The sequence below is a fragment of the Vibrio sp. 10N.261.51.C6 genome, assembly GCF_041471785.1.
GTDB lineage: Bacteria > Pseudomonadota > Gammaproteobacteria > Enterobacterales > Vibrionaceae > Vibrio > Vibrio crassostreae_C.
In genome coordinates this window covers 37,868-57,084 of sequence record NZ_JBFRPB010000020.1, presented here as the reverse complement: position 1 = coordinate 57,084, position 19,217 = coordinate 37,868, and the positions used below count along the sequence as shown (strand labels likewise).

16 protein-coding genes and 1 riboswitch are annotated in these 19,217 nt (G+C 46.1%); of the genes, 7 read left to right on the top strand and 9 right to left on the bottom strand.

All coding sequences use genetic code 11. The features are described 5' to 3' along the window. Positions 1-90: 90 nt before the first annotated feature. The gene (locus tag AB4375_RS05825; RefSeq protein WP_372051183.1) at positions 91-2,421 is read right to left on the bottom strand and encodes a Tex family protein; all 2,331 of its coding nucleotides are present in this window, start codon (positions 2,419-2,421) and stop codon (positions 91-93) included. A gap of 664 nt (positions 2,422-3,085) precedes the next feature. Next, on the bottom strand, positions 3,086-3,568 hold the full coding sequence (gene greB, locus AB4375_RS05820; protein ID WP_017063080.1) for a transcription elongation factor GreB: 483 nt from the start codon (positions 3,566-3,568) through the stop codon (positions 3,086-3,088). Positions 3,569-3,746: 178 nt separating this feature from the next. Here greB and ompR point away from each other — a divergent pair, with 178 nt between their 5' ends. After that, the gene (ompR, locus tag AB4375_RS05815) at positions 3,747-4,466 is read left to right on the top strand and encodes a two-component system response regulator OmpR (protein WP_017068942.1); all 720 of its coding nucleotides are present in this window, start codon (positions 3,747-3,749) and stop codon (positions 4,464-4,466) included. Positions 4,467-4,619: 153 nt separating this feature from the next. Further along, positions 4,620-5,915 (top strand): two-component system sensor histidine kinase EnvZ, encoded by a 1,296-nt coding sequence (envZ, locus tag AB4375_RS05810; RefSeq protein ID WP_017062469.1) that lies wholly within the window; start codon positions 4,620-4,622, stop codon positions 5,913-5,915. Positions 5,916-5,992: 77 nt separating this feature from the next. Here the strand turns inward: envZ and recG are convergent, their stop codons facing one another. From recG to gmk, 4 genes are all read right to left on the bottom strand, one after another. Further along, positions 5,993-8,071: an ATP-dependent DNA helicase RecG gene (recG, locus tag AB4375_RS05805; protein ID WP_017066313.1), complete on the bottom strand. Its 2,079-nt coding sequence runs from the start codon at positions 8,069-8,071 to the stop codon at positions 5,993-5,995. A gap of 177 nt (positions 8,072-8,248) precedes the next feature. Then, positions 8,249-10,375: a bifunctional GTP diphosphokinase/guanosine-3',5'-bis pyrophosphate 3'-pyrophosphohydrolase gene (spoT, locus tag AB4375_RS05800; RefSeq protein WP_372051182.1), complete on the bottom strand. Its 2,127-nt coding sequence runs from the start codon at positions 10,373-10,375 to the stop codon at positions 8,249-8,251. Between the two features lie 53 nt (positions 10,376-10,428). Further along, entirely contained in the window at positions 10,429-10,701 is a 273-nt protein-coding gene (rpoZ, locus tag AB4375_RS05795; RefSeq protein WP_009848003.1) for a DNA-directed RNA polymerase subunit omega, read from the bottom strand. Positions 10,702-10,820: 119 nt separating this feature from the next. Further along, the gene (gene gmk / locus AB4375_RS05790; protein ID WP_017062466.1) at positions 10,821-11,444 is read right to left on the bottom strand and encodes a guanylate kinase; all 624 of its coding nucleotides are present in this window, start codon (positions 11,442-11,444) and stop codon (positions 10,821-10,823) included. Positions 11,445-11,792: 348 nt separating this feature from the next. After that, a riboswitch (purine riboswitch) is annotated at positions 11,793-11,892 on the top strand. Between the two features lie 58 nt (positions 11,893-11,950). Here gmk and AB4375_RS05785 point away from each other — a divergent pair. The 3 genes from AB4375_RS05785 to AB4375_RS05775 all read left to right on the top strand — a co-directional run bounded on the left by AB4375_RS05785 (position 11,951) and on the right by AB4375_RS05775 (position 14,492). Continuing rightward, positions 11,951-13,321, top strand: a complete 1,371-nt coding sequence (locus AB4375_RS05785; protein ID WP_017062465.1) for an NCS2 family permease — start codon at positions 11,951-11,953, stop codon at positions 13,319-13,321. A 221-nt stretch (positions 13,322-13,542) separates the two neighbouring features. After that, entirely contained in the window at positions 13,543-13,968 is a 426-nt protein-coding gene (locus AB4375_RS05780) for a phosphate-starvation-inducible protein PsiE (protein WP_017062464.1), read from the top strand. Between the two features lie 311 nt (positions 13,969-14,279). Then, positions 14,280-14,492 carry a cold-shock protein gene (locus AB4375_RS05775; RefSeq protein ID WP_017071067.1) on the top strand — a complete coding sequence of 71 codons (213 nt, stop codon included), beginning with the start codon at positions 14,280-14,282 and terminating at the stop codon, positions 14,490-14,492. 330 nt (positions 14,493-14,822) lie between these two features. Here AB4375_RS05775 and AB4375_RS05770 read toward each other — a convergent pair whose 3' ends face one another. Then, positions 14,823-15,689, bottom strand: coding sequence for a YicC/YloC family endoribonuclease (locus AB4375_RS05770; RefSeq protein ID WP_017069239.1), 867 nt, complete (start codon positions 15,687-15,689; stop codon positions 14,823-14,825). 248 nt (positions 15,690-15,937) lie between these two features. Between AB4375_RS05770 and rph the strand changes: the two genes are divergently transcribed. Together rph and pyrE are read left to right on the top strand one after the other, a co-directional pair. Further along, positions 15,938-16,654, top strand: coding sequence for a ribonuclease PH (gene rph, locus AB4375_RS05765; protein WP_009847983.1), 717 nt, complete (start codon positions 15,938-15,940; stop codon positions 16,652-16,654). Positions 16,655-16,761: 107 nt separating this feature from the next. After that, positions 16,762-17,403 carry an orotate phosphoribosyltransferase gene (gene pyrE, locus AB4375_RS05760; RefSeq protein ID WP_017059267.1) on the top strand — a complete coding sequence of 214 codons (642 nt, stop codon included), beginning with the start codon at positions 16,762-16,764 and terminating at the stop codon, positions 17,401-17,403. A gap of 84 nt (positions 17,404-17,487) precedes the next feature. Here the strand turns inward: pyrE and lpxL are convergent, their stop codons facing one another. Then, a complete protein-coding gene (lpxL, locus tag AB4375_RS05755; protein WP_017059266.1) occupies positions 17,488-18,468 on the bottom strand; it encodes an LpxL/LpxP family Kdo(2)-lipid IV(A) lauroyl/palmitoleoyl acyltransferase in 981 nt (326 codons plus the stop codon). A gap of 39 nt (positions 18,469-18,507) precedes the next feature. Then, the gene (gene slmA / locus AB4375_RS05750; RefSeq protein ID WP_004741428.1) at positions 18,508-19,098 is read right to left on the bottom strand and encodes a nucleoid occlusion factor SlmA; all 591 of its coding nucleotides are present in this window, start codon (positions 19,096-19,098) and stop codon (positions 18,508-18,510) included. Positions 19,099-19,217 lie beyond the last annotated feature (119 nt).

The following is a 19,217-nucleotide window of genomic DNA, read 5'->3' as shown; positions in this document are numbered from 1 at the left end:
CTTTTTTGAACACATAATAAAAACCTGCATACCCTAAGGGATGCAGGTTTTTTGTTTTAGGCGAATCAGTTTTTCAGATGTGTTAACGGATTATTTTTTCGCTTTAGCAAAGGCAGCGGCAAAAGCACCACCCATCGCCGCGTTTTGTTGCGGTTCCTCACGGCGGCGTTGTCCACCTTGTGAGCTTTGGTTCGGGCGGTTTTGCGTGCGAGGTGTACTTGAACGTTGTGCACGGTTGTCTTGGCCGGGTTCATCTTTCATACGCATGCTTAGTGCAATACGTTTACGTTGAACATCCACTTCCATCACCTTCACTTTGACGATTTCTCCCGTTTTCACGACTTCATGAGGATCAGACACAAAACGATCGGTTAGCGCTGATATATGTACTAAACCGTCTTGGTGAACGCCAATGTCAACGAAGGCGCCAAAGTTAGCTACGTTTGAAACCACACCTTCTAAGATCATGCCGGGTTCTAGGTCAGACATGCTATTTACGCCATCGGCGAAGGTTGCTGTCTTGAATTCAGGACGAGGATCTCGACCCGGCTTATCCAGCTCCTTGATGATGTCGGTTACCGTTGGTACACCGAAGTTCTCATTGGTGTAATCAACCGCTTGTAAACCACGTAAGAAGTCTGTATTACCCACCAGAGACTTGATGTCTTTCTGGTTTTTCTCGGCGATGGCTTTCACCAATGGGTAAGCTTCTGGGTGAACCGATGATGCATCTAACGGATTCTTACCATCCATGATTCTTAGGAAACCCGCACACTGTTCAAACGCTTTTGGCCCTAAACGAGCGACCTTTTTCAGTGTTGTACGCGCTTCGAAGCGACCGTTTTCATCACGGAAGTCCACGATGTTCTGGGCGATGGTGTTAGAAAGGCCAGCAACACGAGTTAACAGTGCGGCAGACGCTGTATTCACATCAACACCAACCGCGTTTACACAGTCTTCGACAATCGCATCTAGGCGCTTAGCGAGCATAGTTTGGCTCACATCGTGTTGGTATTGGCCCACACCGATCGATTTAGGGTCAATCTTCACTAGCTCTGCCAGTGGATCTTGCAGACGACGAGCAATAGACACCGCACCACGAATTGATACATCCATGTTCGGGAACTCTTTTGCAGCTAGTTCAGATGCGGAATACACCGATGCGCCCGCTTCGCTAACAATGATCTTTTGCGCTTTTAGGTTGCCGCGTTTAATTACGTCAGCCACAAAGCTGTCGGTTTCGCGTGAAGCCGTACCGTTACCAATCGCAATCAAATCAACATTGAATTGACGAACCATCTGCTCAACCACGTGTGCCGATTTGTCGTATTGCTTTTGAGGTGGGTGAGGGTAAATAGTTTCTGTTGCCAAAACCTTACCGGTTGAATCCACGACAGCGATTTTCGAACCGGTGCGTAAACCTGGGTCCAAGCCTAAGGTTGCTCGAGGACCAGCTGGCGCTGCCATGAGTAGGTCTTTTAGGTTGGTTGCGAATACTTCAATCGCTTCGATCTCTGCACGCTCTTTCATTGCGCCCATCAATTCAGTTTCCATGTGCATAGAAACCTTGATGCGCCATGCCCAGCTAATCACTTGCTTACGCCAAGCATCCGCAGGTGCGCTGCTTAGGGTAATGCCGTAGTGATCAGAGATAATGTTCTCACAGTATGAACCACGTACACCTTCTTCTTGCTCTGGGTCTGCGTTCATTGCCAGTGTTAAGAAGCCTTCATTACGGCCTCGTAGCATGGCAAGAGCACGATGTGACGGCACTTTGCTGAGTGTTTCGTTGTGCTCGAAGTAGTCTTTGAACTTCTCGCCTTCTTGCTCTTTACCTGTCACTACACGAGCGACTAGCTCTGAGTTGCGTGTTAGGTGTTGGCGAATCTTTTCTAGTAGGTTTGCGTCTTCCGCAATGCGTTCCATGATGATCGCACGAGCACCATCGAGAGCAGCTTTGGTATCGGCAATGCCTTTATCGTTGCTGATGAAGTTCGCCGCTTCCGTTTCTGGATCGTGCTGTGGTTCATTCCACAGTGTGTCGGCAAGTGGTTCTAAGCCCGCTTCAATCGCGATCTGGCCTTTAGTACGGCGCTTTGGTTTGTATGGCAGGTATAAATCTTCTAGGCGAGTCTTGCTGTCTGCTTGAGTGATATCACGCTCGAGTTCTGGCGTGAGTTTTCCTTGGTCTTGAATCGACTTAAGAATTGTTTGGCGACGATCGTCTAGCTCGCGAAGGTATGAAAGGCGGCTATCAAGGTTACGTAGTTGGGTATCGTCTAAGCCACCCGTAACTTCTTTACGGTAGCGGGCAATAAAGGGAACGGTGTTACCGTCGTCAATTAGGTTTACTGCGGCAGTGACTTGCTCAGAACGGACATTCAGTTCTTCAGCGATCAGTCGACAGATAGCTTGGCTCATCCGATGAATCTCTTATTTAATATCATGACAAATACATGGGGGTGAGCGTACGCTTTTTCTAGCTTTGGCTGTGTAATTATCCTGTCAGAAGTCGAATTTCCGTTTGTGATACCCGCTTTGTGCGAGATCTCTTACAAGTGATGTGAGACTAAGTCGCTTTAGACCGATGAAATCGTCTTGATGTTAAACTAAGTTGCTGATTTTATTTGATTGTGTGTTTGTGGGCGTATTTCTCACCTGAAATGTTTTTTAAGACTATCTAGGAAACACGGCCATTTGCCGTAATATTTAACTTGTCGACAGGGAGTTGGCAGGAACAGGAAAAAGCCTAATGGACTAGGTATCTTCAGGATGAAGATTTGATTACTTAGGATGAGTGGTCAGCAAGGAAGTGATAATCTCTGGATGAGATTCGCCAGTCAGGATGACAGGCTAGAATGGACACCGCTAGGATGGCGATGAACAAAAAGGAAATTGGTTAAAGGATTTAGCCACTATCAAGGAAAGATGCAGGGAGCACCTTATCTCGAAGAGATAAACAGTAGCCGGATTGCTGCGATAGAGACTTAACCCCGCTAGGCGAAAGCCTTGCGGGGTTTTCTTTTATCTGGAGTTTGGGTTTGCTTGAACACTCAGCTCATCGCTAGGTGTTTATTAGGTTTGGTTATTCGTTGTCTGCGTAGCAAATTGAGTTAATGAACCACTCTTTGTCGCCTTCTGGTGTTTTTACCGTAAACTCATCATCCACTTCTTTCTTGAGCAGAGCTCTAGCCATTGGTGAGTCGATAGAGATATAGCCTTTAGCATCGCCGTAGATCTCTTCTGGGCCGACAATTCGAAACTTCTTAATTTCCCCATCATCATTCTCAATTTCGACCCAAGCACCGAAAAATACCTTACCTTCTTGTTGTGGCGAGTAATCCACGATCGTGACATCAGGTAGGAACTTGCGTAAGAAACGCACTCGGCGATCAATCTGACGAAGCAAACGCTTGTTGAAGGTGTAATCTGCGTTTTCTGAGCGATCTCCAAGGCTTGCCGCCCAAGTGACTATCTTAGTAATTTCAGGGCGTTTCTCGTGCCATAAGTGGTCATGTTCTGCTTTGAGCTTGTTATAACCTTCTCGAGTAATAAGTTTGGTTTTCATAAATCTGACTTAATGAAATGATGATCTAAGATAGAATATATAGAAAGGCAACATACGTTAACAATTATTTAGGCGACTTTTTCTCCAATAATGTTACATTTTTAATGTCTTATACCAATATACAATTTACCAAGAATGCTTAACCTTAGGTTTGAGCTTTAATAGGTGGAACCATTACATGCAAGAAAACTACAAAATTTTAGTGGTCGATGACGATGCTCGTCTACGTGCATTACTAGAACGCTATCTGTCAGAGCAAGGCTTTCAAGTGCGTAGCGTGGCAAACAGTGAGCAGATGGACCGCCTGTTAACCCGTGAAAATTTTCACTTGATGGTATTGGATTTAATGTTGCCGGGCGAAGATGGTCTATCGATCTGTCGTCGTCTACGAAACGCAAACAACTCGCTGCCTATCCTTATGTTGACGGCAAAGGGTGATGAAGTGGATCGCATTGTGGGCTTGGAAGTGGGTGCTGATGATTACCTGCCAAAACCATTTAACCCGCGTGAACTGCTTGCTCGTATCAAAGCGGTACTGCGCCGCCAAGTGATTGAAGCTCCGGGAGCGCCAAGCACAGAAGAATCTGTGGTTGCCTTTGGTGAGTTCCGCTTGAACCTAGGTACACGTGAAATGTTCCGTGGTGAAGAGCCAATGCCGCTTACTTCGGGTGAATTTGCGGTTCTTAAGTCCTTGGTAACGAATGCTCGTGAGCCAATGTCTCGCGATAAGCTAATGAACATGGCTCGTGGCCGTGAGTATTCAGCAATGGAACGTTCTATCGATGTTCAGATTTCACGTCTGCGTCGTCTAGTTGAAGAAGATCCAAGCAAACCTCGCTACATCCAAACGGTGTGGGGCTTGGGTTATGTATTCGTTCCAGATGGCAAAGCTGTGTAATTCAGCTTAATAAGCTCTACAGTAGCTTTATCGATTCTGTGAATCTTACGGGTCATCTCATTAATATGCGATGGCCCGTTTTCTATTCAGCACAATGGTTTAGAGTTATAGTCATATAACACTTTCTTTATCTTTCTACATCTCGGGTACCCCATGCGTATACGTAGCTCCTTTACTCAGTCGATAGTGCTTTTCTTAACGCTATTGGTCGCTAGCCAAATTTTTTCTTATTACGCGGTGTTTAACTATGCGTTGATGCCAAGTTTGCAGCAGTTTAATAAGATTTTGGCTCACGAGCTAAACCTGGTATTGGACCAAGGCAGTGATATCGAGATCGATGCGCCATTGCGTCAGCGTGTGCTTGAACAGCTCGGGGTAACCGTTCACGCCAAGGACAGCGAAGCGGCGGGTGAGTATTACCATGCGGTCGCAATCGACCTGATGAGTGAGGAGATGACCAAGGAGCTGGGTTCTGAAACTGAAGTGCGGCTGATCTTGGGTAAAGAGAGCTATGTGCTTTGGATGGACATTGCGCAGTTACCCAACTCTTTAATTCGTATTCCGTTATCAGAGCTGCAAGAAGAGGATTTTGCACCACTGTTTCGTAACAGTCTGATCATGGCGCTGTTGATTGTCGCAGGTGGTTGGCTGTTTATCCGATTGCAAAACCGTCCGTTGATAGCGCTAGAGAAAGCGGCGCAAGGTGTCGGGCGAGGTGATATTCCACCGCCATTGCCAGTTCAAGGCGCACAAGAGATTCGCTCGGTAACTCGAGCCTTTAACCAGATGTCGAAAGGCATCCAAGAGCTAGAAGAAGACCGCGCCTTGTTGATGGCGGGTATCAGCCATGATTTACGTACTCCGTTAACGCGTATTCGCTTAGCAACCGAGATGATGTCGCCAGAAGACAGCTATTTGGCGGAAGGCATCATCAGTGATACCGAAGAGTGTAACGAGATCATCAGTCAGTTCATGGATTACCTAAAGCCTGTTGACAGAGACTCATTCCAAGCGGTGTTTGTCGATGATATTGCGCGAGAAGTCTCTAGCTCTGAAGGTGGCTATGAGGTCCAGATTGAAACCGATATTCCAGAAACCATGAAACCTGCGTTGGGCAACCCGATCGCAATGAAGCGTGCTGTGAGCAACTTGGTGGTGAATGCGCTGCGTTACGGTAATGGTTGGGTCAAGGTATCAACTGGTATGACGGCGGATAACAAGCTTGCTTGGGTGACGGTAGAAGATAATGGTCCAGGTATCCCGCAGGATCAGATCGGGAAGTTGTTTGAACCGTTCACGCGTGGTGACACGGCTCGTGGTAGCGAAGGAACAGGTTTAGGCTTAGCGATTGTGAAACGTATTGTCAGCCAACATCAAGGTGCGGTAGTCGTGAATAATCGTAGTGAAGGTGGCTTAAAAGCGCAGATCAGTTTCCCTGTTAAGCCCTAGATCTGAAAGTTTACTAGCACTAAAAAGGCTTCCTTGAAGGGAAGCCTTTTTGTCTTTTTATGCAGTCTCAGCGTTAGCTAAGCCTTGGAATAAACATCGCGCTCGCCTAGCCAGCGGTTGATGATCGCCTTGGCGTTGTCTGGGTAGCTATCGTGAATATGACGCGCAATACGCTGCACTTCAGGTATCAAACGTTGGTCACGAATTAGATCGGCGATCTTGAAATCAGCCAAGCCAGTTTGTTTGGTACCGAGCAATTCACCGGGGCCACGGATTTCTAAGTCGCGCTGTGCAATCACAAAGCCATCGTTACTTTCACGTAGCACACCTAGGCGTTTCTGAGCGGTTTTAGACAGCGGAGAGTGATACAACAATACACAATGACTTGCGACCGAACCTCGGCCGACACGGCCACGCAGTTGATGCAGTTGCGCTAGGCCAAGACGTTCTGGGTTCTCGATGATCATTAAGCTCGAATTCGGAACATCCACACCCACTTCAATCACGGTTGTCGCAACCAATAGATGCAGCTTGTTCTCTTTGAACTCGCGCATCACCGCTTGTTTCTCGGCGGGTTTCATACGGCCATGGACTAAACCAATTTTTACGTCAGGCAGTTTGCGTTGTAGCTCTTCTGCTGTATCAGCTGCAGCTTGAGCTTCCAGTACTTCCGATTCATCAATCAGCGTACATACCCAGTAGGCTTGTTTGCCTTCATTGAGACACGCATTTTTCACACGTTCAACAATGTCATCGCGCTTGGTATCAGGAATTGCCACGGTTTGAATTGGGGTTCGTCCCGGTGGCAGTTCATCAATAATCGAAGTTTCAAGGTCGGCATAGGCCGTCATTGCTAACGTTCGTGGGATTGGGGTAGCGGTCATGACCAACTGATGGGGGTAGTAGCCTTGCTTTGCGCCTTTCTCACGTAGCTCTAATCGCTGGTGGACACCAAATCGGTGCTGTTCATCAATGATCACTAAACCAAGGTTTTTGAACTCGACATGCTCTTGGAACAGGGCATGAGTACCGACCACCATTTGCGCTTCGCCACTGGCAATACGTGTTAGTTCAGTTTCACGAGCTTTGCCTTTGAGCTTACCTGCTAGCCATCCAACTTGAATACCCATTGCCTCAAACCAGTTGGCAAAGTTAATCGCGTGTTGTTCTGCGAGTAGTTCAGTGGGTGCCATAAGTGCTACTTGTTGACCGTGTTCCAATGCGCGAACCGCCGCCAGTGCAGCGACTAAGGTTTTACCAGAGCCCACATCACCTTGCACTAAACGCATCATAGGATGCGGCTTTTCCAAGTCAGCTTCGATCTCTTTGGTCACTCGTGCTTGGGCATTGGTTGGTGAAAACGGCAGCTGAGCCAGTAGCTTATCTTTAAGGGTGTTTACTGGAGGAAAAGGCATTGCCTTGTCTTGCTGCCCTTTGCTACGAACAGACAACATAGACAGGTTTTGAGCCAGTAGCTCTTCCATAATTAGGCGCAGTTGCGCAGGGTGCTTGCCTTCATCAAACAGCTCTAGGTCAATGCCCGGGGGCGGCCTGTGAATGGTATGCAGTGCTTGTGCGAGGGTAATTTGGTGGTCGTATAAACCTGATGGGAGAAGCTCGTTAACTGCGGCCTTGTCGATTAGCTCTAAGGCTTGATCGGTAAGATTACGCAGCGTGACTTGTCTTAGCCCTTCGGTGGTTGGGTACACCGGAGTCAGATTGGCTTCAACGTCTGGCTGTTGCCTTGGTGCAAAGAACTTGTAGTCAGGATGGACGATCTCAAGTCCCATATTACCGCGCTTGATTTCACCGTAGGCATGGACTTGTTTGCCTTCGGCAAAGTTGTTCTTCATACCGGCAGTAAAGTTGAAAAAGCGCAGAGTAATGGTGCCGTTACCATCACTGATCTTTACCGCCAACATCTTACGTTTACCGAAAATGGTATCGACATGCATGACCTTGCCTTGTACTGCAGCCCAAAGGCCAGCGTGCAGTTTTACGATTGGGTAGATACGTGTTCTATCTTCATAGCGCAAAGGGAGGTGAAACAGTAGGTCTTGTACGTTGTTAAGCCCAACCTTTTCCAGTTTCTCTGCGACTTTAGCGCCGACTCCAGATAAAGAGTTGAGAGGGATAGCAGATAAAAGCTGTGACATAACAAGGCTCATAAACGTAAGAGAGATGATCTATTCAAGCATTTTACTGGATTTTTGTACAGGCAGGAATGGGAGGGAGCGCGGTAAATACTAGGATTACGGTTATAAAAATCCCCTTAAGCGATAAAGCATTAAGGGGATTTAAATTCTTGGCAAAACTATTATCAAGTTTAAACGTTAGTTCTTACGACGTCTTACTTTCAGCGCGTGTGGCATCACACGTAGCTTTTTCATAATACTTGCAAGATGAACACGATCTTTGGTGGTCAGCAAGATAGTCACTGTGTACAGGCGTCCATCACGTTCTTCAGTTGAAATACCGTGAATGTTCGAGCCTGTTTTCGAGATAACGTTAGTTAACTCAGCCAGTGCACCTTGGTGATTCTGCAGATCAACCTGAAGTTCAGCAGTGAACTCTTGGTCGTAATCGTCAGACCATTCAACCGCCATGTATTTGTCTGGTTCTTTCTGGTAACCACGAACGTTTGGACACGTTTCACGGTGAACCACAAGGCCACGACCTGGCGATACATGGGCAATGATGTGATCATCTGGAATTGGGTGACAACAGTTAGCGAACGTCAGTAGTAGACCTTCAGCACCACGGATAGCCAATTTCTTCCTTGGTGTGTCACTGTTGTTTTCTACTTCAGTCAGTTCGTCAGCATCACCAAGCAGACGACGAGCAATTACGATACTCATCAGCTCACCAAGACCAATCGACGCCAGTAAGTCTTCAACGCTTTCTAGGCGTAAGTCAGACAATACATGGTCAATATTCTCTTGGCCGATATCGGCAATAGAGTGTTCGCCAAGTGCATGATTCAGTAAACGACGGCCTAGCGTGATCGACTCTTCACGACGCATGGTTTTTAGAACCTGACGGATCTTTGTACGTGCGCGTGAGGTCACTACGTAGTTGAGCCATGCTGCATTCGGACGTGCGCCCGGAGCACTGATGATCTCAATAGTTTGACCGTTCTTCAGCGATTTGCTGAGTGGGTAAGGGTTCATGTCTACACGAGCACCTACACACATGTTGCCGACATCGGTATGCACCGCGTAAGCAAAATCGACCGCTGTTGCGCCTGCCGGAAGCTCGACAATGCGACCCTTCGGCGTGAACACGAAGATCTCATCTGGGAACAGATCAGACTTAACGTTTTCAATGAATTCGAATGAGTTACCCGCGCTTTGTTGCAGCTCAAGTAAGCTCTGCATCCAACGTTGTGCTTTAACCTGTGCGGTTGTGCCATTACTGCTGCGTGAGCCGTTGCCTTTGTAAGACCAGTGCGCTGCGACACCTTTGTCTGCCATTTGATCCATATCTTCAGTACGGATCTGAACCTCAACTGGCACCCCGTGAGGGCCGATCATTGACGTGTGCAGAGATTGGTAGCCGTTGGCTTTTGGTACCGCAATGTAATCTTTCATGCGGCCAGGGCGAGGCTTGTACAGGCTGTGAGCCTGACCAAGTACGCGATAACAAGTATCTGGGGTATCAACCACGACGCGGAAAGCGTAGATGTCCATAATGGTGTGGAAGCGCTGCTCTTTAGTTTTCATCTTGTTGTAGATGGAGAACAGGTTTTTTTCACGACCAAGTACGCGAGCAGGCAAACCGACCTCTTCAAGGCGGCCTTCAATTTCGCTATGGATACGTTGGATCATTTCCTTACGGTTACCACGCGCAGCTTTCACTACGTTTTTAAGTACGCGATAACGGTTAGGATAGAGGGCTTCAAAGCCCAGCTCTTCTAGTTCGGTCTTGATGTTATGAATACCAAGACGGTGAGCTAGTGGAGAATAAATCTCTAGGGTTTCACGAGCAATACGACGCTTTTTGTCAGGACGAAGTGCCCCAAGCGTGCGCATGTTGTGAGTACGGTCAGCTAATTTGATCAAGATAACGCGGATGTCTTGCACCATGGCGAGAACCATCTTGCGGAAGTTCTCTGCTTGCGCTTCTTTGCGATCACGAAATTTAAGCTTATCCAGCTTAGATACACCATCAACCAATTCAGCAACGGTATTGCCAAATTTTTCCTCTAGATCTTCTTTAGTGACATCACAGTCTTCGATGACATCATGAAGCAGAGCAGCTTGCAGGGTTTCGATATCCAGACGCATTTCTGCCAGGATTCTTGAAACAGCTACAGGGTGGATAATGTATGGTTCACCGCTTGAGCGGGTTTGCCCTTCATGGGCGTCTCTCGCTACCACATAAGATTGACGCAGAGCCTCAATTTGAGGCTCTGTTAGGTATTCTTGGGCAACGTCTTTGAGGCTATCGAATAGATACAAATTAAAGGCCCGGAAGGTTAATTAGTTCGAATGACGCTTTTTGCGAATATGAGCTAACGAGTGTGAGCGATGCTGCTTACTGCTGCAAGTTCAGCCGCCTCTTGCTCTTGTTGCTCTTGACGTTCACGAGCATCTAGTACGTCTTTAGTGATAAGACCTTCTTCGATTTCGCGAAGAGCGATAACCGTTGGCTTATCGTTTTCTTCAGGCACTAGTGAATCTTTACCGCCAGTTTGCATTTGACGTGCGCGGCGAGCCGCAATAAGAACTAGGTCGAAACGGTTGCCAACTTTTTCAACAGCGTCTTGAACAGTTACGCGTGCCATGAGGACTCCAAATAGTAATTAACTAATAAATTTTTGATGACGAGAAAGTATACAAGTTTAACTAGATACTTTCTAGATCACCGTATACTTATCTCAATAGAAAATCTAGGGGATCTAGATTATTCCGCTAATAAAGCAGTAAGCATGCCGCTGTATTTCGCTGCTTGCTTATCTTCTTTTAAGCGTTCCGCACGAATGATAGCTCTGAAGTCCATTAGGGCTGCATCAAAGTCGTCATTCACGATCACATAATCATATTCTGCATAGTGAGAAATCTCTGATTTTGCTTCGCTCATGCGTTTCGCAATAACTTCGTCGCTGTCTTGACCGCGAACATTCAAACGACGCTCTAGTTCACCATTTGATGGTGGAAGAATGAATACACTCTTCGCTTGAGGCATTTGTTCACGGATCTGACGAGCACCTTGCCAGTCGATATCTAGGAATACATCGATACCGCGGTTTAGGTTTTCTTCAATCCAAACGCGTGAAGTACCGTAGTAGTTGCCGAACACTTCAGCGTACTCTAGGAATTCACCTTTAGTAATAAGGTCTTCAAAATGATGCTTCTCTACGAAGTGGTAGTGAACACCATTTTCTTCACCAGGGCGCATACCGCGAGTGGTGTGTGAAACAGATACCTTCATTGCGTAGGTTGGATTGGTTTCTAGCATTGCTGAGATCAAGCTCGACTTACCTGCGCCACTAGGTGCAGATACGATGTAAAGAGTACCTTTGCCCATCTGTATATTTCCACTGTTGGTTGGATTGAGTGAAGGCAATAAACCTACACTTTAAAAGATAGCACTGACTCTAATTTTTGTTCCGATGGCGCATCTACTAATTGTGCCGTTGGTTACGTCTATAAAGAGATAACGAGTAAAACTAATAGAAGCAACTGGTGAAAATTAGGTCAGAAAAATGGAGGCGAAGAGTAGCATATTTAGATGATTGAGAACAACTGGCTTGATCGTTATTTATCAGCAAATGATCTTCTCAAAGATCTTTGTATAAATGCAATGACTCGTCATCGGTACTTTTTTATGTGATCTGGACAAAATTTGTTGAAGTTTTAATCTCAATCCTTACAATCCGCGCAAACGATTAAATGCTGTATATGTTTGATGAAATGGATCAAATGTTTCTACTACCGAGCCTACCTTGGTGACTACAGTTTTTAGTGTAGAGACCTCTCTATTCTCACAGCATTTGAATCACCAAATTCTTAATTTATTGCATAGGTTTTGTTGTGAGTACCGATTCCACCCTGAAAGCCCAGAACACCTCTGGCTCGCTTGATTCGATGTTTAAAATCACTGAAAGAAAAACCACGATTGGCACTGAGCTGTATGCGGGTTTCATTACTTTCTTGGCGATGAGTTACATTCTGGCGGTTAACCCAGCAATTTTGGGTGATATTCCAGGCATGGACAAAGGTGCCGTGTTTACTGCAACGGCTCTGTCTGCGGCAATCGCAACCCTAATTATGGGCATTTGGGGCAACTACCCTGTAATGCTAGCGCCGGGCATGAGTATGAACGGCTTTTTCAAAGGTCTGCTGTTAAGTGGATCTGTTGCCGTGCTTTGGAATGAAGCGCTGTTCGGTATCTTCCTATCTGGTATTTTGTACCTTGCGTTCTCATTGACCAATATTCGTAAATCGATGATTGAATCGATTCCTGAAGATTTGAAGTTGGCGATTACCGTGTCTCTCGGACTGTTCATTGCTTTCTTAGGTCTTAAGAATGCGGGCATCATCGTTTCTAACCCATTCGTATTGGTAGGCTTAGGCGACATTTCTGATCCAAAAGTGATCATCGCTTACGTGAGCATCTTCATCGCACTGGGTTGTATGGTTCGTGACATCAAGCTAGCAACGTTCATCTCATTCGTTTCTGCTATCGTGTTGACGATTCTTGCTGACGTCTTCATGGGCACTTCAAACGCACCAATCCCAGAGCAGTTCATTGCTATGCCACCAAGCATGGCTGGCAGCTTCGGCGCTATCTTTGATTTCTCTGCTTTCACGCCAGAGAAAATGTTCGACCTACTGTTTATCGTGCTTATCTTCCTGATTGTCGATTTCTTTGATGGCTTGAGCACGATTGTCGGAGTTGGCCGTGATGCGGGCATCATCGATAAAGACGGCAAGGTGCCAAACGCGAAATCGGCTCTAGTAGCAGATGCGGGCGGTACTGTGATTGGTTCAATTCTTGGTACCACATCGATCACTGCTTTCTCTGAGTCTGGCATCGCTTCTTCTCAAGGTGCAAAAACGGGTTTGGCAGCAGTCATGGTGGCTGGTCTGTTCCTAATCTCGCTATTCCTATACCCAATCTTCTCTATCTTCTCGGCTGCAATGGTTGCACCGGCGATGGTAGTAGTCGGCATCTACATGGTAGGTCGTCTTGGTCAGATCAACTGGGAAAAGAAAGAGTCACGCATTGCAGCCTTCTTTACCATCATGTTCACAGTGCTAAGCTTCTCTCCAGCGAACGGTATGGCGATGGGCTTCATCAGCTACGCATTCACAATGGTTGTGGCAGGTAAGCGCAAAGAAGTACACCCGCTTATCTACGGACTGTGTGTGGTGTTCTTAACTTACCTGATTCTGCTTTAAGGCTAATTAGCCACTAAGAAGTCGCTAAGTAAAAGACAAACAGATGGCTCTGCAGTGAATGCGGGGCCATTTTTGTATTTGTTGCTTTTTACCGTTGCTTCTTAATGTTGGTTACCGATGAGTTGATGGCGTTAGCCTAAAGTCGGTGCTTTGACAGTACGCGACTTATATTGATGCATGCTATTGTAGAGACTGGATTAATTATTTTTTGAAGAGTGACTATGCCTTCTCACTTACCTAAATCTTTTAGTAAGCCGTTTTTAAAAGTATTCCACATTATGGAAGCGGTATTGCTGGTGGCGATCACGCTCGCGACCTTGTTTGCGATGGTCGAAGAGTTCATGCATGTCTTCGCTGAACGCCGAGTGCAATTGACCGACATTCTGCTGATGTTCATCTATTTAGAAGTGTTGGCGATGGTTCAGCAGTTTGTGATGAACGGTAAGATTCCAGTGCGATACCCGATCTATATCGCGATGATGGCGATTGCTCGTTACATCACTTTGGGCATGAAAGAACTCGATGCGGTATTGATCGTTTGGTTATCTTTAGCGGCATTTATCTTGGCCGCGGCAACATTGTTGATTCGTGTTGGACATCATTATTGGCCGTATGTAGACCTTAGAACCAAGCAGCCAGATGAGTAACACTTTGAAGGTTAAAGTTTTATAAATGAAGCCCAACGATATCGTTGGGCTTTTAATTTAAGCCAGTTGAACAAAAAAACATCAAATTGTCCAAATAACGCTTTACAAGCAGGCTCAGATCACCAAGAATGGCCTCGCTCTGTTCTCAGGGTTATTAAATGAAACATCCAGTTGTAAAGTAGAACCCTTAGTATTGCTTCATTGTTATTCTCAGTGTTTCCCTTAGCTTCATAGATACATTAAATAATTCAAGCTTTCAGCGCATCGCACTTTTGGCGATTAATTTTTTATTTTTATATAAGGGACACATCATGTCTAACAAAGTAAACGGCGTAGTAAAATGGTTTAACGAAGAGAAAGGCTTCGGTTTCCTAACTCAAGACAACGGCGGCGCTGACGTATTCGTACACTTCCGTGCAATCGCTTCTGAAGGTTTCAAGACTCTTAAAGAAGGCCAACAAGTGTCTTTCGAAGTAGAGCAAGGCCAAAAAGGTCTTCAAGCTGCAAACGTTGTAGCTCTATAAGATTTTAAGTCGGCGCAGGTTGCATTAGCAACTTGCGTCACTTTCTCTCTCAAATCTGTTTCCCTCTCAGTTTTACCGTAACACTCTTCTCCACTTGCAATACTTCCTCAAAATATTCAAAAATCCTGTTTTACGTCCGTTATCTCGTTCTAACTATCGTTGTATCTGTTCTTTGCTCTAACTCAACCTTCTACGTAACAACCAGTCACTTGCTCATCCTGATTACTATTACTGTATCCATAAAAAAAGCCCCTAAAATTAGGAGCTCATTTTGATCTAATCAACACTGATTAAGCTGATTATTCTTTATCGTGTACAGCTTACAGACTGTTATTCAATGTTTTGGATCTGCTCACGCATCTGTTCGATAAGAACCTTAAGCTCTACGCCTGATGCTGTGATGTCTGTGCTGATAGACTTAGACGCTAGCGTGTTTGACTCACGGTTGAACTCTTGCATCATGAAGTCTAGCTTACGGCCACAAGCGCCACCTTTCTTCAGTACTGCATTTGCTTCTTTCACGTGAGAATCTAGACGGTCTAGCTCTTCTGCTACGTCTGACTTCTGCGCAAGTAGGATAAGCTCTTGCTCAACACGAGAACCTTCAAGTTCGATTTTCGCATCTTCAAATTTGGTAAGAAGACGCTCACGTTGCCACTCTAGGATCTCAGGCATGCGTGCACGAACTTTCACTACTTCTTCAGTGATTGCATCTAAGCGCTTTACGATTAGCGCCTTCATGTTCTCACCTTCACGAGCACGAGCATCAATGAACTCTGCGATAGCATCGTTGAATGCTTCAAGTAGGTCTTTGTTGATGGCATCCATGTCTTGCTCTGGCGTTTCCATCACACCAGGCCAATTCATGACTTGGAATGGGTTCAAACGGCTGTCTTCACCTGTCATCGTCATTACTTGGTTCGCAGCATTGATTACTTGCTGAGCCAAACCTTCGTTAATGCTTAGTTCGCCCTTTGCAGCAGGGTTTGCTTCAAAGCGTAGGTTACATTCAACCTTACCGCGTGCAAGACGCTTACGGAAACGCTCACGCAAGATTGGCTCTAAACCACGGAACTGTTCAGGCATACGGAAGTAAGTTTCTAGGTAGCGTTGGTTTACACTACGGATTTCCCATACTGCGCTGCCCCAATCGCCTTTTACTTCTTTGCGTGCGTACGCGGTCATACTATAAATCATCGAATTTTCCTGTCTTTTATCATTCTGAAAATAACGCGCACGCATAGTATCACGATATGGTGTGCTCTCGAAGCCTGTCGCTTTTCACTGTAAATAGCCTTTCGTGATAAATAGCTTTGAACGGTAAATAGATTTGCACGATAAACTGCTATATAATCTTGCCCCAATCAAAACTGTCTCACCCCTTTCTTAGGTGATGCACTCTTTCGATAGTAAATCACTTCAGACTGTTAATAAGGTAGATACCAATGCGTCCAAATGACCGCGCTGTAGATCAAATTCGTCCAATTAAAATTACTCGTAACTACACAGCTTATGCTGAAGGTTCTGTATTAGTTGAGTTCGGCAACACTAAAGTTCTATGTAATGCGACGGTAGAAGAAAACGTACCGCGTTGGTTAAAAGGCCAAGGAAAGGGTTGGGTAACGGCTGAATACGGCATGCTGCCACGTGCAACGCACACTCGTAACCGTCGTGAAGCGGCGAGCGGCAAGCAAGGTGGTCGTACGATGGAAATCCAACGTCTGATCGCTCGTAGCCTACGTGCTGTTGTTGACCTGAAAGTAATGGGTGAAATTATGATCACTGTCGATTGTGATGTTATCCAAGCAGACGGCGGTACTCGTACTGCTTCTATCTCAGGTGCAAGCGTTGCAATGGCTGATGCTATCAACAGCCTACTAGCAAGCGGCAAACTGAAAAAGAACCCAATGAAAGGCCACGTAGCGGCAGTTTCAGTGGGCATCGTTGGTGCACAAGCACTGTGTGACCTTGAGTACGTTGAAGACTCAGCAGCAGATACCGACATGAACGTTGTAATGACAGAAGACGGTAAGATGATTGAGATTCAAGGCACTGCAGAAGGCGAACCGTTCAGCCATGAAGAGCTGATGCAGCTTTTAGCCCTGGCGAATAAGGGCATTGCCGATATCGTCGAAGCGCAGAAAGCTGCGTTGGCCGACTAGTCATTTTTAATAGCTCCCAATTTGGGGGCTATTTTTTTGTCTGTAAAACCTGAAAGGGTGGTACAGGGCGTAAGTTAAGTTTTATTGAGTAAACATAGAGGATGAGCATGAAAGCATATCAACGTGAATTTATTGAATTTGCACTAGAGAAAGAAGTACTTAAGTTTGGTGAGTTTACTTTAAAGTCTGGCCGCAAGAGCCCTTACTTCTTCAATGCTGGATTGTTTAATACAGGTCGTGACCTAGCGCGCTTAGGTCGCTTCTACGCAGCAGCATTGGCTGATTCTGGCATTGAGTTTGATGTACTATTTGGTCCTGCATACAAAGGTATCCCAATTGCAACGACGACAGCGGTTGCACTAGCGGATCACCACGATGTAGACACGCCCTACTGCTTCAACCGCAAAGAAGCGAAAAACCACGGTGAAGGTGGCAACCTTGTCGGTAGCGCGCTTGAAGGTCGCATCATGTTAGTGGACGACGTGATCACTGCAGGTACTGCGATTCGTGAGTCGATGGAAATCATCCAGGCAAACGGCGCTGATCTAGCGGGTGTGCTTGTTGCTATCGACCGCCAAGAGAAGGGCAAAGGCGAGCTGTCTGCAATTCAAGAAGTTGAACGTGACTTCGGTTGTGCAATCATCTCAATCGTTAGCCTGACTGACTTGGTGACTTTCCTTGAAGAGAAAGGCACAGACGCAGCACATCTAGAGTCAGTAAAAGCGTACCGCGCTCAATACGGCATCTAATACTACTCGTAATTAGACTATAGAATGCACAAGGGGCTGATGATTCATCAGCCCCTTTTCTTTTGGTTCAGTATTCAGTATTCATTATTTATAACGAATGCCGCGCTCCACTTCTGGGTCTTCCATGGTCTTAAAGCGCTTGTGCAGCCACATCCACTGTTCTGGTGCTCTTAAGATAATCTTCTCAAGGTAGCGGTTCATGTAGGCGGCAGCCGCTTTCTCATCTTTCTGTGGATAGTCATCTTCGATCGATTCATCGGCCATGATCTCATACTTGCCATCGGCATTTCTAAAACCAGAACCCGGAACAAGTGCGCATCGGCTCGTATAAGCCAGAATACTAGTGCCTGTTGTAGTACATGCATCTTCTACAGCGAAGAAAGGCACAAACACAGACTTGTTACGACCGTAATCATGATCCGGTAGGTAGAAAAGGATCTCACCCTGACGCAGGATTCGAATCATACGCTTCACGTCTTTACGGTGAATCAGGCGGTTGCCGTTTTGAGTACGACCACGGTATTGAATGAATTCATAAGCCGGATTGTTGTGCGGGCGATAAACACCTAAACCTGAAATACCGAGAACAGCCATTGCTCGCGCAGTGATCTCTAGGTTTAAGGCATGCACACAGCATAGAAGAACACCTTTACCGTTAGCTTTGTGCGTACGCAGTGTTTGGGTGTCTTTATCTACTAGGATGCGCTTGAAACGCCACGTTGGCCAGAACCAGGTAATGCCGGTTTCGATGAGTGCCATACCGGTGTTCTTGAAGTTCTCACTGACCATAGCCGCGACTTCATCTGCAGGCTTATCTGGGAAGGCGAGTTCCAAGTTACGTGTTGCGACCGCGACGCGCTTTTTACCATAGCGAGCACCCAAAGAGCCTAACGATCGGCCTAACAGCAGTAAGAGGCGATAAGGGAGAACGTTAACGATAAGCGCCAATAACCCAAAACCGAACCATACTCCCCAGTATTTAGGGTGGAGTAACGCCAGAGTAAAAGGTGGCTTAGTAATAACGTGTTGTGCAGTGCTGTTTGTCGGAGAAGTTTTCGTCGTCATAACCATCACTTAAGATTTGATTGCTACTTAATTTGATTGTTACTTAATCTGAGCGCTTAGCAGAGCCCAATAAGCATCAAAGTTTTCTGTCGGTTGATATTTGAAGTCTGAGCGAACAAATCGATTCAAGCTGCCTTCAACTTGACCGAGCAGTTGAGCGGCTAAGATTTTCTCATCAACTGGGAATGATTTCCCTTCACGAAGCTTTCTTTCACGCAGGATCTGGCGAAGTTGCGTCTCAATGCGTTCGAAAAGTTGGTTGATGCGATCACGCAGGCGTTCATTTTCAAACATTAGAGCATGACCAGACAAAATTCGAGTCAGGCCTGGGTTACGTTCTGAGAAAACTAAGATAAGTTGTAGTACTAGGCGTATGCGCTCTAGCGTGTCTTTCTCTTCATCCAGAATACGGTTGATTCGAGACATCAATGCTTCTTCAATGAACTCGATCAGGCCTTCAAACATGCGGGCTTTGCTTGGGAAGTGGCGGTATAACGCAGCTTCAGAAACACCCACTTGCTTGGCCAACTTTACCGTTGTGATACGAGAAGCACCTTCGGTCGATTCCAACATTTGTGCGAGAGCTTGTAGGATTTCTTCACGACGGTTTGATTTTCGAGTACCAGCCATCTATTTACTTCCTTTCCTAAAGATGAGGATTGAGTGAAGAAGGATTATAAACACCATTCAATTCTGTTTCCTAGTTTTGTGAGCCCTAGGTCAACAGAATCGAGAGGTGTCAGCAGATT